This is a genomic window from Roseovarius sp. MMSF_3298 (genome assembly GCF_030733705.1).
Taxonomy (GTDB): Bacteria; Pseudomonadota; Alphaproteobacteria; order Rhodobacterales; family Rhodobacteraceae; genus Roseovarius; species Roseovarius confluentis.
This window is the reverse complement of the sequence record NZ_JASHIN010000052.1, coordinates 1-12,430: the sequence shown is the minus strand read 5'-3', so window position 1 is coordinate 12,430 and position 12,430 is coordinate 1. Positions and strand designations below refer to the sequence as shown.

The 12,430-nt window shown below is 55.4% G+C and carries 8 protein-coding genes and 3 pseudogenes; 2 read left to right on the top strand and 9 right to left on the bottom strand.

Annotated elements, in window-relative coordinates:
* Window positions 1-74: 74 nt before the first annotated feature.
* From RBB18_RS22730 to RBB18_RS22720, 3 genes and pseudogenes are all read right to left on the bottom strand, one after another.
* A pseudogene (locus RBB18_RS22730) lies at window positions 75-299 on the bottom strand (transposase); the annotation flags it as partial.
* A 181-nt stretch (window positions 300-480) separates the two neighbouring features.
* A pseudogene (locus tag RBB18_RS22725) lies at window positions 481-603 on the bottom strand (IS110 family transposase); the annotation flags it as partial.
* A gap of 71 nt (window positions 604-674) precedes the next feature.
* A complete protein-coding gene (locus RBB18_RS22720) occupies window positions 675-1,562 on the bottom strand; it encodes a LysR substrate-binding domain-containing protein (protein WP_306112583.1) in 888 nt (295 codons plus the stop codon).
* Window positions 1,563-1,705: 143 nt separating this feature from the next.
* On the opposite strand from RBB18_RS22720, the gene RBB18_RS22715 reads away from it, so the two are divergent.
* On the top strand, window positions 1,706-3,313 hold the full coding sequence (locus RBB18_RS22715) for an FAD-binding oxidoreductase (RefSeq protein WP_306112582.1): 1,608 nt from the start codon (window positions 1,706-1,708) through the stop codon (window positions 3,311-3,313).
* Window positions 3,310-4,527: a CaiB/BaiF CoA-transferase family protein gene (locus RBB18_RS22710; RefSeq protein WP_306112581.1), complete on the top strand. Its 1,218-nt coding sequence runs from the start codon at window positions 3,310-3,312 to the stop codon at window positions 4,525-4,527. Before RBB18_RS22715 ends, RBB18_RS22710 begins: the two co-directional genes overlap by 4 nt.
* Window positions 4,528-4,569: 42 nt before the next feature.
* Here the strand turns inward: RBB18_RS22710 and RBB18_RS22705 are convergent.
* From RBB18_RS22705 to RBB18_RS22680, 6 genes and pseudogenes are all read right to left on the bottom strand, one after another.
* A pseudogene (locus RBB18_RS22705) lies at window positions 4,570-5,643 on the bottom strand (IS3 family transposase).
* Window positions 5,644-5,869: 226 nt separating this feature from the next.
* The gene (locus RBB18_RS22700; RefSeq protein WP_306112580.1) at window positions 5,870-7,480 is read right to left on the bottom strand and encodes a GMC family oxidoreductase; all 1,611 of its coding nucleotides are present in this window, start codon (window positions 7,478-7,480) and stop codon (window positions 5,870-5,872) included.
* A gap of 11 nt (window positions 7,481-7,491) precedes the next feature.
* Window positions 7,492-8,799, bottom strand: a complete 1,308-nt coding sequence (locus RBB18_RS22695) for a TRAP transporter large permease subunit (protein ID WP_306121280.1) — start codon at window positions 8,797-8,799, stop codon at window positions 7,492-7,494.
* A gap of 11 nt (window positions 8,800-8,810) precedes the next feature.
* The gene (locus RBB18_RS22690) at window positions 8,811-9,323 is read right to left on the bottom strand and encodes a TRAP transporter small permease subunit (protein ID WP_306112578.1); all 513 of its coding nucleotides are present in this window, start codon (window positions 9,321-9,323) and stop codon (window positions 8,811-8,813) included.
* 81 nt (window positions 9,324-9,404) lie between these two features.
* Window positions 9,405-10,430, bottom strand: a complete 1,026-nt coding sequence (gene dctP, locus RBB18_RS22685) for a TRAP transporter substrate-binding protein DctP (protein ID WP_306112577.1) — start codon at window positions 10,428-10,430, stop codon at window positions 9,405-9,407.
* A 41-nt stretch (window positions 10,431-10,471) separates the two neighbouring features.
* The gene (locus RBB18_RS22680) at window positions 10,472-11,914 is read right to left on the bottom strand and encodes an NAD-dependent succinate-semialdehyde dehydrogenase (RefSeq protein WP_306112576.1); all 1,443 of its coding nucleotides are present in this window, start codon (window positions 11,912-11,914) and stop codon (window positions 10,472-10,474) included.
* Between the last annotated feature and the right edge of the window lie 516 nt (window positions 11,915-12,430).

Here is a 12,430-nt window from a genome sequence, read left to right as displayed (position 1 = left end):
TCAAGATCGCCTCCCGTTTTAGATCTTGAATCAAACGAGAGGTGATTTGGGAACCCCTAAATGCAGACGCCGCCTAAAGTCAGGTCGGCCACGATCTTCTTCAACCGACTGTTCTCATCCTCGAGCTGCTTGAGCCGCTTCATTTCGGTCGGCAGCAAGCCCGCATACTTCTTCTTCCAGTTGAAATAGGTCGCCTGGCTGATGCCTGCCTTGCGGCAGATCTCAGCGACCGGCGTGCCTTCCTCGCCCTGCTTGATGATAAACGCCTTCTGCGCGTCCGAAAACTTCGATGCCTTCATGTGATTCCGCTCCTCTCCCAGCCGGGAAATCCTAACGGAAAACTCCAGCTTCAAACGGTCCAGTTTCCGGGGAGCAGATCACCCAGCGCGCTTTCGCGATAGTAGAGCGTAGGCGCGCGGTCATCCGAGGCATAGCGCGCGGCATAAAGCGTGCCGCCGTCGCTCCAGCAGCTGGAAAACTAAAAAACTCCAGGACCTGTGTGCGCCGCAACTTCTTGCGGAGAACCGCTCGGCTTGTACCGTCTGCGCCGTGAATCTGAAACACATTCCTCGCGAGATCGAGTCCGACCGTGATCTCCGACAGAACTGCCTCCCAAATTGGATTGTTGCGATCCCACCTTGGCACAGAGATGCTGTCGGGGGGCGGTTACAGCATCAGCCCCCCTGCACTTCGCTATGTAGCCAGTCCATGAAAATTGAGAAAAACGGATGGTTCTCGGTCGCCGCGGGCCGGATGACGGAAAATGGGCACGCGACCTCGACATTGTCACTGAATGCGACGGCTAGCCGGCTTGTATCAAACTCGCGGCTCAACAGTGCTTCGATTCCAATGGCGATACCGAGGCCGCTCATTGCTGCCTCGTACATCATTGATGCGTTTTCAAACCATTGGCCTCTTGTGGTGTCAACGGACACACTGTTTGCCTGCGCCCATCGGTTCCAGTCGCCGGGCCTAGTGTCGCAGTGCAGCAATGCGTTTTGCCAATCCGCAGCATCGCCGGTTAACGTGTCAGGCGGCAGGTAGTTCGGGCGGCACACCGGAACCAAAGTCGTTTCAAATAACCTCGTTGAGATATAGCGCGGATCATCCGAGCTGTCCGAAAGGATTGCCAGATCGATACCTTTTCTTTCAAACGGGATATCATGGGTGAGCGTTGTGACGATCCGAAGTTGGGCGTCAGGATGAGTTTGCAGGTAACGCGACCAGCGCGGTATAAGCCAGCTGACTATAAAACTTGGATAGGCACATATGACAAGCGGCCGATCAGCGCGCTGATCGGCCAGATTCTGTGTTGCCAACGCGATCCGGTCAAAGACATCGGCAAGACTATCGACATAGATCTGCCCTTCACGGGTCAGCAAAATCTTTCGGTTCAGTCGATGGAAGAGTTTGCAGCCGAGATAATCTTCAAGCGACCGGATCGAACGACTGACAGCGGCGGGTGTTACGCTCAGCTCACTAGCTGCTTTAACAAAGCTGCCCATGCGGGCCACCATAGTGAAAGTGCGTAGTCCATTAAGAGGGGGAAGTCCCGGGTCCAAGACAAGAACTCACATAACAAAAACTCAACTGATTGCTAAGAATAAATCTGTTGTGAGTCAACAACAATTGCTCTGAAACTGAAACACGATGGGCGACAACCGAAAGATTGTGCGTCAGCGCTGAATTGTTGAGGAGCGTTATTGTGAGCGAGAGACGTAGAAAATTCTATGCGTGGGGCTTTGAAGACCAAAGCGCTTCCCCCGAAGAGATGGCGCCGGTGCTGGACACTTGGCACCGTACTTTCGAGGTGGATTCATTCGAAGTGATGGCTGCGCCAACTCTTGATACCATCGATATGCCCGACAGCAGAATCACGCAATTTCCCGAGGCAATCAAGGAAATTTGCCGCACCGATCGGTATGAACGTGCCTTGCACAGCTACGGTCGTTCGTTCCTTGACAGCGCCAAAATGTTTCGTGGAGATTTCCGCAATGCCCCCGATGTGGTCGCCTATCCGCGCAACGAAGAGGACGTGCGTGCGCTTATCGACTGGGCGGGTGACATCGGTGCGGCGGTTATTCCGTTTGGTGGCGGTTCCAGTGTTGCCGGTGGTGTAAACCCTGAAATAGACGGAACCTATGCCGGTGTGGTGACCATCGACATGTGGTATTTGAACAAGGTTTTGGAATTCGATCCGGTGTCACGCTCGGCGCGTGTACAGGCCGGGATTTATGGGCCCGACCTGGAGACACAACTAAAAACCCACAATGCCACGTTGCGCCATTATCCCCAGAGTTTTGAACTTTCGACCCTTGGTGGCTGGATAGCGACACGAGCCGCCGGGCATTATGCGACACACGGTACTTACATAGACGATTACGTTGAAAACATTCGTATGGTTTCGCCCAGTGGAACAAGCGAAAGCCGCCGTTTACCCGCCTCTGGCGCTGGTCCGTCGCCCGACCGCTACGTGATGGGCACAGAAGGGTCCGTCGGTATCATCACCGAAGCTTGGATTCGGGTTTTGTCCCGGATCAAGCACAAGGCTAGCAAGACGGTGACCTTCGCCGAATACGATCAAGGTGTCGAAGCGGTGCGTGCGATATCGCAAGCTGGTCTTTACCCAGCAAACTGCCGCCTGATTGACGCGCTTGAAGCCAAGTTGACAGGAGCATTCGATGGTAGCCGGCCAATCTTGGTGTTGGGGTATGAAAGCTCACACTATCCGGTGGATCACTTGATGGACCTTACCGTTGAGCTGTGCCGAGAGTTCGGAGGCACACCGGTTGATGAGGCCGAACAGGGACGCAACAGCGTGGCTGGCCAATGGCGCAATGCTTTCATTCGCGGCCCTTACTATCGTGAACACATGACAGCGCGCGGCATATGCCGTGAGACCTTTGAGACGGCTGTATGCTGGAACGATTTTAAAGAGCTGCACAGCACAGTCATAGAAACGGTGAATAAGGCGATCAAGCGTGTGACCGGTCGGTCAGGCACTGTCACCTGCCGCTTTACCCATGTCTATCCTAACGGCCCTGCACCATATTTCACTTTCCATTGCCTTCCGGATCGTGAGCGGATGGGCGAACAATGTATGGAGATCAAGATTGCAGCCTATGATGCCGTGATGAAGGCGGGGGGAACAATAACCCATCACCACGCCGTCGGCAGGCTGCACATGCCGTGGTATGAGAAGCAGCGTCCGGCCCCAATTGGCGCGGCGTTCACGGCGGCAAAAAAGGCGCTTGATCCCAAGTCAATCATGAACCCCGGAGTGATCATTGCCGAACAAGTGGGGAATAAATGAACTTGCCGCTTGACGGTCTTCGGATTCTTGATCTCTCGCGCATTCTTGCGGGGCCAAGTTGCACGCAGACTCTGGGCGATTTGGGAGCTGATGTCATCAAGGTGGAAAGACCGGGCATCGGTGATGACATTCGCGGATGGGGCCCGCCCTTTCTGAAAGATCGGGATGGCAACGACACCCGTGAAAGCGCCTATTTCATGTCCACCAATCGCAACAAGCGATCTCTGACCGTGGACATCGCATCAGACGAGGGGCTTGAGATTATCAATGCTCTTGTCGACAAAAGCGATGTTCTGATCGAGAACTTCAAGGTTGGCGATCTCAGGCGCCGTGGACTGGATTGGGCGTCGGTCCATGCACGCAACCCGCGTCTTGTCTATTGTTCGATCACTGGATTTGGACAGACCGGCCCTTATGCCACGCGGCCCGGTTACGATTTTGTCGTTCAAGGCATGGGGGGGCTGATGAGTATTACAGGCGAGGCGGAACGCCAGCCTATGAAGGTCGGTGTGCCCATCTCGGATATCATGTCGGGGATGTACGCGGCGGTGTCTATCTTGGCGGCCCTTCGTGAGCGTGATCAAACCGGGGTGGGGCGTCACATTGACATATCGTTGCTCGATTGTCAGGCGGCGTGGTTGTACAATCAGGCGTCAAATTATCTTGTCGGCGGGGCTCAGCCGGGGCGTCTGGGCAATGCCCACCCGAACATTGTTCCTTATGAAACCTTCGCCACGGCTGACGGCCACATAAACCTTGCCGTGGGGAACGATGGGCAATACGGGCGCCTTTGTCAGGCCATCGGACGGCCTGACCTGGCTGATGATCCGCGCTTTTTGACCAACACGCAGCGGCTTGCCAATCGTGACGCGGTTCTGCTCGAGATCCGTGAGGAGTTGAGCAAACGGAAATCGGCCCAATGGCTTGCCGACTTGCAGGATGCCGGTATCCCCTGCGGACCGATTAACACTATCCCCCAAGTGTTCGAAGACCCCCACATACAGGCGCGCGGTATAGTTCAAGAGGTCAACCATAGCGCTGCACCAGATGTGAAAGCAAAGGTGATGCGTACGCCGATCCGCATGGAAGGTCATGAATTCGGTGTCCGCCTGCCCCCCCCCATGCTGGGTGAACACACAGACGAGATCCTGTCCGAGGTACTTGAATATGACGCTAACAAAATTTCTAGGCTACGTGATAAAGGCATGGTGTGATAGTGAGCTACTCCCCATCCGTTGGACAGGATCTGGTGTAAATTAAGCTACTCTCTGCTCCTGCTGATCGGGTTGGGTTTCGTCTTTTCTCAGCCAATAGACCACGGCTGGGGGTTTGCCGCCAAGGGCGGAATGGGGGCGCTTGCGGTTGTAGAACTCGATCCATTTTCCGACGCCCGCCTTTGCCTCCGATCCGGTCTCCCAGGCGTGCAGGTAGACACACTCGTATTTCAGGCTCCTCCAGAGCCGTTCCACGAAGATGTTGTCGAGGAACCTACCTTTGCCGTCCATGGAGATGCGCACACCGGATCGGCGCAATCGGTCCGTCCAGGCAAACGACGTGAATTGGCTGCCCTGATCCGTATTCATGATCTCGGGCGGGCCGAACTTATGGATGGCTTCGTTTAGCGCCTCGACGCAGAACTCGGCTTCCAGCGTGTTCGAGATGCGCCAGGCCAGAACCTTGCGCGTGTGCCAATCCATGATCGCCACCAGATACAGGAACCCGCGCCGCATCGGCAGATAGGTGATGTCTGCGGCCCAGACCTGGCCGGGTCGATCCACCCGCAGCCCGCGCAGCAGATAGGGATAGGTCTTGTGCCCCTTCGCCGCCTTGCTGGTGTTGGGGGTAGTGCCCCGGGAAGTGGTGTAGGAACTGGCGTCCACCTGCTTCTTCATAGCCGGTGTTGCTCGTTCACTGAGCGGCGATCATCGCCGTCTCACCCTTGGGCGTGTAGTAGAACGACGACCGCGAGATCGACAGCAGCTTGCACTGCTTGCCGATGGACAGGTCAGAATTGGCGGGTTCAACCATCTTCCGCCTCACTTGCCGGTCCACGGCTTGAGCTTTCTGGACAAAAAATCGTTGGCCACAGCCAGCTCCCCGATCTTCGCGTGCAGTTCCTTGACCTGCTCCTCGTCAATCTCGGGGGCTTTCTTGCCGCCGCGCTCGAACACGCCGGATGCGCCCTCAAGCAACGCCCGCTTCCAGGTGTGGATCATCGTCGGGTGAATCCCGAACCGGCTCGCCAGCTCGGCCACCGTCTGTTCACCCTTCAGCGCCTCAAGCGCCACCTTCGCCTTGAACTCAGGCGAATGCTGCTTCCGTTTCGACATCTCTGATCTCCTTCTCGTCGAAGATCAGCAGACAGCAAATCGTAGCTTACGTCAGTGTCCGATTTTCTGGGGGTAGCTTAGTCCGGGATTTACCGAAACGCGTGTCCGGAAATTTGCGAAACCCGTACCTGTTTGAGATATGGAGTCCAATCCCACGGATCACCATTGCGGATCGTGCAAATGTAACGGTGCGGCAGCGAAGTCATCGAACGGACTGCGTATGGGATCAACCCGAAATGATTGTTTCGGCCGCGATCACACCAATCGCCATGCAGCTAAGATTGGTGTTTCCGCGCATAATCTCCGGCATGATCGAGGCATCCGCGACCCGCAAATTTTCGACGCCGCGCACCCGAAGCGCACTGTCTACAACGGAACCATCATCGTTCCCCATGCGGCAAGTGCCGACGGGGTGATATATGGTCTCGGCAGTGTTCCGCACCCAATTTCGCAAAACCTCTCGGTTCGAACTCAGCGCATCTGTATCGATAGCTCTGTCGAGATAAGCCTGCATCGCACCACCCTGAACTACCTCCGCCATGCGCGCGACTCCGTCTGCGAGCGCTTCAAGATCCCTAGGGCTCGTTAGGAAGCGGGGGTCGATGATCGGCGCATCGCGCGGATCAGCTGATGCCAGACGAATTTCGCCGACGCTATGCGGCTTAAGCTGGCAGACGCGCAGGGCGAAGCCGTCTTTGTGATGCGTGCCGCTCGGCGGCCATTTTAGAGCCAGGACGAGATGGCTCTGAAATTCGGCGTCGTTCGAAGTTTTGTCGCCCCAGAAGGCGCCGGCCTCGATTCCCTGCGTAGCGGCGTTGCCGGTGCCGGTCAGAAGATAGCGCGCGCCGGAGAGAGCGCTGTGGAACAAGCCTTCATAGGGCCGGAAATATTTAGTGAAGGTGTCGACACCCCGAGTCGACCAGCGCATTGAGCAATCGAGGTGGTCGCGCAGGTTTTGACCGATCTCGGGAGCATCGAACTTGGTGTCTATCCCAACCTGACGTAGATGATCTGCCGGGCCAATCCCTGAGAGCATCAGAAGCTGCGGGCTTCCGATTGCGCCGGCGCTCAGGATCACCTCGCAATCGGCGCACAGCAGTAATTCTTCGGAACCGCGCTGTACCACGACACCCCTCGCAGTACCACGTTCGAAGTGGACCCGCCGTACCGGCAAGCTTGGTAGTATGGTCAGATTTTCGCGACCGGCGGCCTGCAAGAGGAATGCCGATGCGCCGTGCCGCTTACCGTTTGAGATATTGACGTCGAAAAACCCCGCGCCAAGTTGGCTTTCACCGTTGAAACCTTCATCATTCCGCGCAATTCCCGCCTGCTCGCAAGCATCAATATAGGCTTCTGACAGAGCATGTCCGATTAGCCTCCTTGACAGTTTGATCGGTCCATCCAAGCCGCGCCCGTTGCGATGGTTTTGCGGCAGGCCGCTGGCGTTCTCGATCTCGCGCAAGACCCGGTACATGTTCTCCGGGCCCCAGACCGAAGAGGATGCTGCAGCCCATTCCTCGAAATCTGTGTGGGCACCTCTGATGGCAATCATAGAGTTGATCGATGATGAACCGCCTACAACTTTGCCGCGCGGGATATATATCTGGCGCGACGCTAGTTCAGGCTGCGGCGTGGTACGGAATTTCCAGTTGTAAGCTGCGCCGTCATAAAGCAGGCGCACCCCAGCGGGCATGTCGATTAAAAAGGATTTGTTGGTCCTGCCCGCCTCGATCAGCGCAACACGGGCTGAACTGTTGCGGCTCAGACGTTCGGCTAGGGCGCAGCCGGATGAGCCTGCGCCGACGATGATGTAGTCGTAATGCTCACCCTCGATCATAGGTACCTCTTTCATTCGGTGATCCATAGCACGATCTCAGGCATTGCAAAGCAGACCGCAACCGTCAGCAGTTGTATGAGTACGAAAGCAGGCGTAGCAGAGTAAATAGTCAGCAAACTGATAGAGGCTGGGGCCGCCGCCTTAAGAAAAAAGATATTGTAGCCGAATGGCGGCGTCAGGTAGGCTGTTTCGAGGACTAGGATGGTTAACGCCCCAAACCAAATCAAGTTGACATCCAGCGCCAACAGCACTGGCAAAAACACCGGCATGGTTAAAAACAAAATGCCGATTGGATCGATAAAAAAGCCCAACACGAAGACGATGACCAGCATGGCTGCGGTGACGAGGCCCGGCGAGATACTTAGATTTACGATTAAGTCGTTGACTACATCGCCGCCGCCAATACCCGAATAGACTGAGACAAAGAGCAACGAGTTAAGCGCGATCCACAGAACCATGGTGGTCTGCTTCGCGGCATCAACGGCGGCATTGAAGATGTCTTTGCCGTTGATAGCCCGCAGGATCAGCGCGATCAGCGCGCTGGCCGCGGCCCCTATGGCCGCCGCCTCGGTTGGTGTCGCAATCCCGGCGAGCATCGAGCCGAGTACTGCCAGCACAATCAGAATGGAGGGCAAGGTGCGGGAATAAATTTGTATCCGCGTCTGCAGTGATATTTCTTGCCGTGGATCATCCTCGGCGGCCGGGCACAGTTCCTTATTCAGCCAGCACCTGATGAAGACATAGGTCACAAGACAGAATACCAACGCGATCCCAGTCGACAGCCCCACGGCGAACATCTTTCCCACCGAGACGCCAGACAGTCCGCCATAGACAATGGCAAGGACGCTGGGCGGAAACAACTGGCCAAGCGCGCCGCCGGACATGATAACCCCCAACGAGATCTTTTCATCGTAATTCCGGCGCAACATTGCGGGTAGGGCGATCTTGGTCGAGGTTAGCACACCGACTGCGCTAACCCCCGACATACAGCCAATCCCAGCGCATACAAAGATCGTCCCGATAGCCAGACCGCCGCGGAACTTTCCGATCAGCAAATACATGGCATCATAGAGGTCGTCGGCTATACCGCTTCGGACCAAAATCGCCGCCATGAACATAAAAAAAGGCAGCGAGACCAACGAAGGGTTCTGCATTCCAGCGTAGACTTGGCTGGCCAGGATGAAGATTGAAGCTGGGCCCCAGATAAAGTAACCGAAGGTCAGTGAGACAATGCCGATGCCAAATGCGATGGGCACACTGAGGAATAGTATGCAGATCAGCGAGGCGAAAAGCAGGATGGTAAGAAGCGATGCGTCCATGTTCTTCGTGCTCAATACATATCGTTTTGCCACGCGTCTGGGTCTTCAACTCGCGCGTTTCTGGTGAGCGCCACCAGCGACTGCAAGAATATCGCCGTCACCGCGACGATCAGCAGTAGAGAAAGCGGCCACACTGGTGGATTCCAGGGCGTATTGGAGGTTTCCAACCTTGAAATGGATGTTATGGCTCGATTCCAAACAACTTTTAGAAAGACACCCGCATAGACGCAAAGCACAAGGCTGACGGTCCCGGCCAAGAAGCGGTTTGCCCGGCGTGACAGAATGCTTTGGATGAAGTCGATAGCAACATGACTGCGGGTGCGAATGTTGTCAGCAGCGCAAAGAAGAAAAATCGACCCGAACAGAATCTGCACAAGCTCCGCAGACCAGATCGTCGGTTTGGAAAGAACGTACCGCGCAAAGACCTCGTAGCAGGATGCAAACATTCCGGCGATTAGGGCCAATGCCCCAAGATACGATAAGTATTTCGACGCCCGATCCACCAATGATAGCAATTTTTGCACTGTCCTACTCCCCTACTCTGTCTAATCCGGGCTAGATAGCCCGGATTAGTTGATCTAGATTGTAACGGTAGTGGACATTCTTCAGGGAGCTTCGACCTCGTAGCCGAGCTTCCTCAGGAAATCCATACGGGACTGTTGGATCTCACGGAACTCTTCAGAGGCGGGCCAGTATTTTTCGCGCACGATCTGATAGCGGGCCTTCTCGAACTGCTCTAAATCGCCGTCTGGCCAAGTGATAAATTCGATCCCAGCCTCCTTCAGCTTTTTTTCGATCTCGCCTTCTTCAAGACGCGACTGAACAAAGAATTCTTGACTTGCAGCCCGAAGCGCATGGTCGATAACTACCTTAAGATCGTCCGGCAGCGCGTTCCAGGAATCAAGATTGACGATCCAGTCCGAAGAACCTCCCATGATGAATTTCGGGTCGGTGACATATTTCGTCACCTCGTGCCAGCCAAAGCCATAATGCACGGGTGTTGATACGAATTCGAACCCGTCGATTGTGCCGCGCTGCATGGCTGTGTAGATGTCTTCGGACGACATACTGACCGGCGAGGCACCCAGAATAGCTAAGGATTCAGCGGTCAGAGCGGAGGTGCGTAGCTTGAGCCCCTTCAAATCGTCAATGCCTCCGATCTTTTTGTTGGACCAGATATTTTCGCCCAACAGCGTCGTGACGCCAAGATAGTAGAGGTTGTGGCGTTCGGCGACCGGACGAAGCAATTCTTTGCCACCCCCGGAATAGAACCAGTCCAGCCCTTGCTGATCTTCGAAACCCGCTGGCCATTCATTGATAGCCTGAAGCGCTGGTTCCTTGCTCGCATAATACATCAAGAACGTACTGCCGAGATCGAGCGCTCCAGCGCGAACGGCCTCGGGCACCTCCGCCGAAGGCACCACTTGTCCCGCCGGGAAGACCTGTATCTCCATCCGGCCATTTGAGGCTTTTTCGACCTTCTCGGCGAAATTGGTGACCAGCGTGTTGTATTCCGACATGCCGGTGCTTGCATATGTCTGCATGCTCCATTTGATTTCCGCGGCCATGGCATTTAGAGGACCCAAGGTCATGGCTGCCGTAAGCGCAATGGATTTCAATTTGATTTTCATGTATTTCTCCCTGTTGATAGTGGTATTTTGTTGCGGCGCACTCATCCGCCCTTTGCCATCTGCGTGACGATTTTCGTATCCAAAAACTGTGCAACGACTTCGGCGCCGCCTTCGGTGCCCACCCCAGAATCGCGAAACCCACCAAAGGGAAGCTCAGGCAAGGCTAGCCCAAGATGGTTAACGGTCAGCATGCCGGCGGCGATCCCCTGACTCAGCAGCCCGATCGTCGCGGCACTTTTAGCAAATGCGTATGATGCCAACCCATAGTCTAGTCGGTTCGCCTCGGCCAGAGCATCGCCCAGCGTCTGGTATGGATTAATCAGCGCGACCGGGCCAAAAGGCTCTTCGTTCTGGATGCGGGCGGTGATCGGCACCTCGGTCAAGACCGTAGGCGCGTAGAAATAGCCTTTTCCAGCAATGCGCGCACCGCCGGTCTGAAGAATTGCCCCTCGGGCCACAGCCTCGTCGACCAACTCGCTGACAGTATCGACCCGGCGCTGATTGATAAGCGGACCCATCTCAGTTGCAGCGTCGAACCCATCTCCCACGACCAGCGCCATGCTTTGGTCCACGAATTTCTCAACATAGCGATCAAAGATCCGTTCCTGAACTATAAATCGCGTGGGAGAGGTGCAGACCTGCCCGGCGTTACGAAATTTCTGCTGAACCATCAGATTGACCGCAGCATCCAGATCGGCTTCTTCGGTGACAATGACTGGCGCGTGGCCGCCCAACTCCATGGTAATCCGTTTCATGTGATTAGCGGCCAGCGCACCAATCTGACGCCCGACTTGAGTTGAGCCGGTAAAACTGACCTTCCGGATCACTGGATTCGGAATCAAATGACCAGAGATCTTCGGCGGATCACCATAAACCAAATTGATAGTATTCGCTGGCACCCCAGCATCGACAAAGGCACGCACCAGTTCGGCGGGTGAGCCCGGCGTATCCTCCGGTCCCTTCAATACAAAGGAACAACCTGCCGCCAGCCCTGCCGCGAGCTTGCGCACGCATTGATTGATTGGAAAATTCCAGGGGGCAAAGGCCGCGACTGGCCCAACCGGCTGGCGCAAGGTCATCTGAAGCACACCCGGGCTGCGCGCGGGGATGACAATGCCATAGCTCCGACGCGCCTCTTCAGCGCACCATTCGATCATCTCGGCCCCAGCCAGCACTTCGAGCTTAGCCTGCCGTAGTGGCTTGCCCTGTTCCAGCGTCAAGATCTCGGAGATGCGGTCGACACGGTCGCGTAAAATCTGCGCGGCATCGCGCAAGATTGCGGAACGTGCATGGGCAGACATGGCGCTCCAGTCTTGAAATCCGGCTTGGGCAGCTTCCAGCGCCGCATCGAGATCCTCGGCAGTGGCCGAGGCAACCTTGCCGAGAATCTCTTCGGTCGCTGGGTTCACAACGTCGATCACCTCGCCGCTACCGCCTGAGCGCCATGCGCCGTTGATAAAGAGCTGGACGTTCGGATAAGTCATACTTCGCTTTCATACTTCGCTTTGTATTTAAGATTGCATCTGGCTGTCATCGGTTGTATCGCCCCGCTACCGGAACATTTTCTAACCCTGCGCAGCAGTGCGTGATGACGGATCTGGCAATATTCCCTAGGATAAAGCACACTCATTTTACCACTCCGCCCATAGCCGTGGTCTTCGATTGTCCAGCGTTAACAGCGACAGCATCTTCGCTCGTTAACCTATAGGTACCCTGAAACTGGCGCGTTTCTCGAACGCCTATTACTAAGAATTGCGATGCTCCTCTATTTGACCTTTGCTTTTACGCTTGGTCGCCTTCCTCGTTTGGCCGCGTCTGACAACAGAAGAGCACTGACCTACGTGATTTATTAATTCATTGCTCTTCTTGATTGGCAAACAACTAGTTATTATCGACCGAATAACATTATGTTTCCTGAAACTCATTGAAGTGGTCCCAGGAATCCGGACAGTCGGCTAAGGTGTATCCCAAACCTTTGAAGGGATACGAGAATGGCGAAG

What these genes read in the sequence shown, in the direction of transcription:
- RBB18_RS22710 (WP_306112581.1), top strand. Translation starts at nt 3,310, where the DNA reads ATGAACTTGCCGCTTGACGGTCTTCGGATTCTTGATCTCTCGCGCATT.
- RBB18_RS22700 (WP_306112580.1), bottom strand. Translation starts at nt 7,480, where the DNA reads ATGATCGAGGGTGAGCATTACGACTACATCATCGTCGGCGCAGGCTCA.
- RBB18_RS22695 (WP_306121280.1), bottom strand. Translation starts at nt 8,799, where the DNA reads ATGGACGCATCGCTTCTTACCATCCTGCTTTTCGCCTCGCTGATCTGC.
- dctP (WP_306112577.1), bottom strand. Translation starts at nt 10,430, where the DNA reads ATGAAAATCAAATTGAAATCCATTGCGCTTACGGCAGCCATGACCTTG.
- RBB18_RS22680 (WP_306112576.1), bottom strand. Translation starts at nt 11,914, where the DNA reads ATGACTTATCCGAACGTCCAGCTCTTTATCAACGGCGCATGGCGCTCA.